This window comes from Streptomyces sp. NPDC003697 (assembly GCF_053587115.1).
The window spans coordinates 1-2,677 of sequence record NZ_JBSFNN010000164.1 but is presented as its reverse complement, the minus strand read 5'-3'; the positions used below and the strand labels follow the sequence as shown (position 1 = coordinate 2,677).

Annotated in this window: 3 protein-coding genes; 1 reads left to right on the top strand and 2 read right to left on the bottom strand. The window is 69.4% G+C overall.

Features of this window, described 5'->3' with window-relative positions:
* A partial coding sequence (locus tag ACWDNY_RS31300) for a hypothetical protein (RefSeq protein WP_451649190.1) occupies nt 1-195 on the bottom strand: 195 nt, incomplete at its 3' end.
* A gap of 271 nt (nt 196-466) precedes the next feature.
* Here ACWDNY_RS31300 and ACWDNY_RS31295 point away from each other — a divergent pair.
* Complete coding sequence (locus tag ACWDNY_RS31295; RefSeq protein WP_451649189.1) at nt 467-2,125, top strand: catalase; 1,659 nt, start codon at nt 467-469, stop codon at nt 2,123-2,125.
* A 159-nt stretch (nt 2,126-2,284) separates the two neighbouring features.
* Here ACWDNY_RS31295 and ACWDNY_RS31290 read toward each other — a convergent pair.
* A partial coding sequence (locus tag ACWDNY_RS31290; protein WP_451649188.1) for a sigma-70 family RNA polymerase sigma factor occupies nt 2,285-2,677 on the bottom strand: 393 nt, incomplete at its 5' end.

The window sequence follows — 2,677 nt, the reverse complement described above, 5'->3', positions numbered from 1 at the left end:
AAGACGGAGTGGTCCGCGGTCGACATCGCGTCGGAGCAGGCTCCTCTGGCCGAGGAGTTCGAGGGCGCCGACGCCGTCATCCACCTGGCGTGGGCGGCGACGGGGGTCGGCGGCGGCGCGCCGCACCTGCTCCACCGTCCTGCGCCCCTGGGGACTCCTGGCGAACTCCTTGATCCGCTGCATCACACCCGGCATGACACTCCTTCCCGTCCGGCGGCCGGCACCCGGCCGCTCCTCGACCGCCTACCCGGGATGGTGCCGTCCAGCCCCGGGGAGGCGTGCCGGGGTACCCCGTCCGGCCCAACCCCGGCCGAAGAGACGTCCGGAGGGTGGAAGAGTTAATCGCGTTCGTGCGGGCATCGGCGGCGACCCTTCCGGGTACCCAGGCCCCGCCATTGTGTTGACGGCGATCGCCTCGCAGCCCCCACCCCGCGACGGCGGGACGAGCCGAAGGAGCCCACGAGCCATGACGGACACAGCAAGTCAGGGGCCCGCCCAGGGTGACGACCGCAAGGTCCTCACCAACCGGCAGGGCCATCCCGTCTACGACAACCAGAACCAGCGCACGGTCGGGGCCCGCGGACCGGCGACACTGGAGAACTACCAGTTCCTGGAGAAGATCAGCCACTTCGACCGCGAGCGGATCCCGGAGCGCGTGGTGCACGCCCGGGGCGTGACGGCGTACGGCTACTTCGAGGCGTACGGCGCCTGGGGCGACGAACCCATCGCGAAGTTCACCCGGGCCAAGCTCTTCCAGGAGCGCGGCAAGCGCACCGACGTCGCCGTCCGCTTCTCCACGGTGATCGGCGGCCGGGACTCCTCCGAGGCCGCCCGCGACCCGCGCGGCTTCGCGGTGAAGTTCTACACCGAGGACGGCAACTGGGACCTCGTGGGCAACAACCTCGCCGTGTTCTTCATCCGGGACGCGATCAAGTTCCCGGACGTCATCCACGCCCTCAAGCCCGACCCGGTGACCTTCGAGCAGCAGCCGCGGCGGATCTTCGACTTCATGTCGCAGACGCCGGAGGCCATGCACATGCTGGTCAACCTGTTCAGTCCGCGCGGCATCCCCTCCGACTACCGGCACATGCAGGGCTTCGGCGTGAACACCTACAAGTGGGTCAACGACGAGGGCCGCACCGTGCTGGTCAAGTACCACTGGATGCCCAAGCAGGGCGTGCGCAGCATGACCGAGGAGGACGCCGCGAACGTCCAGGCGCAGACCCTCGGCCACGCCACCAAGGACCTGTACGAGGCGGTCGAACGCGGTGAGTACCCGGAGTGGGAACTGGTCGTGCAGATGATGGACGACCACGACCACCCCGAACTCGGCTTCGACCCGCTGGACGACACCAAGACCTGGCCCGAGCAGGACTTCCCGGCCAGGCCCGTCGGCCGGATGGTGCTGGACCGGATGCCGCGGAACTTCTTCGCCGAGAACGAGCAGATCTCCTTCGGCACCGGCGTGCTCGTGGACGGACTCGACTTCTCCGACGACAAGATGCTGGTGGGCCGCACGTTCTCCTACAGCGACACCCAGCGCTACCGCGTCGGCCCGAACTACCTCCAGTTGCCGGTCAACCAGGCCAAGAACGCCCACGTGCACACCAACCAGCGCGACGGCCAGATGACGTACCACGTCGACGGCGGCGGCGAGAACCCGATCGTCAACTACGAACCGTCGATCACCGGCGGTCTGCGGGAGGCCCGGTACCCGGCCCACGACGAGCAGGGACCGGAGATCCGCGGCCGGCTCACCCGCAAGCGCATCGCGCGCACCAACGACTACCAGCAGGCCGGCCAGCGCTATCTGCTGATGGAGCAGTGGGAGCGCGACGACCTGGTGGGGAACCTGGTCAACCAGCTGTCCCGGTGCGACCGGCCCGTGCAGGAGCGGATGGTGTGGCACTTCCTGCTGGTCGAGAACGAGTTGGGGCTGAAGGTGGGGGAGGGGCTCGGCATCAGCCCCGAGGACGTGGCCGGCCTCGAACCCCTGGCGAGCCAGGACCTGACGGACGAGGACCGCAAGCGCCTGTCCAACCTCGGCAAGAACCCGCCGCGTGAGGTGGAGGGACTGAGCATGACCCACTGCGTGCCCAACGAGCGGCACACCGTGACGCGCTGAGCGGGGCACGCGAAAGGGGCCGGACGCCGCCCACCTCCCCAGGACAGCGGCGTCCGGCCCCTTTGCGTACCGCCTCCGTCTTCCCATGCCGGCCCGAAGTATTCCCGCGCCGGGCCCACGGGCAGCAGCCGGTCGCCGGGAGGGGGGTTCCGGGGCCGCTCAGCGAGTGGCCAGCAGGCCTTCCCGGAGCCGCTTCAGGACACGGTTGAGCAGGCGCGACACATGCATCTGGGAGATGCCCAGCAACTCCCCGATCTGCGCCTGGGTGAGCTCCTCGACGAACCGGAGGTGGATGATCCGCCGGTCCCGCTCGTTCAGCTCGGCGAGCAGGGGAGCGAGGCTTTGCAGGTCCTCCACCAGCTCCAGACCGGTGTCCTCGGCGCCGATGAAGTCGGCCAGCACGCTCTCGCCGTCCTCACTGCCACCGATCGCCGCGTCCAGCGACGAGGAGTTGTAGCCGTTGGACGCCAGCCGCGCCTCGACGACCTCCTCCTCCGACAGGCACATCAGCTCCGCCAGCTCCCGCACCGTCGGCGTACGCCCCAGCCGGCT

What these genes read in the sequence shown, in the direction of transcription:
- ACWDNY_RS31295 (WP_451649189.1), top strand. Translation starts at nt 467, where the DNA reads ATGACGGACACAGCAAGTCAGGGGCCCGCCCAGGGTGACGACCGCAAG.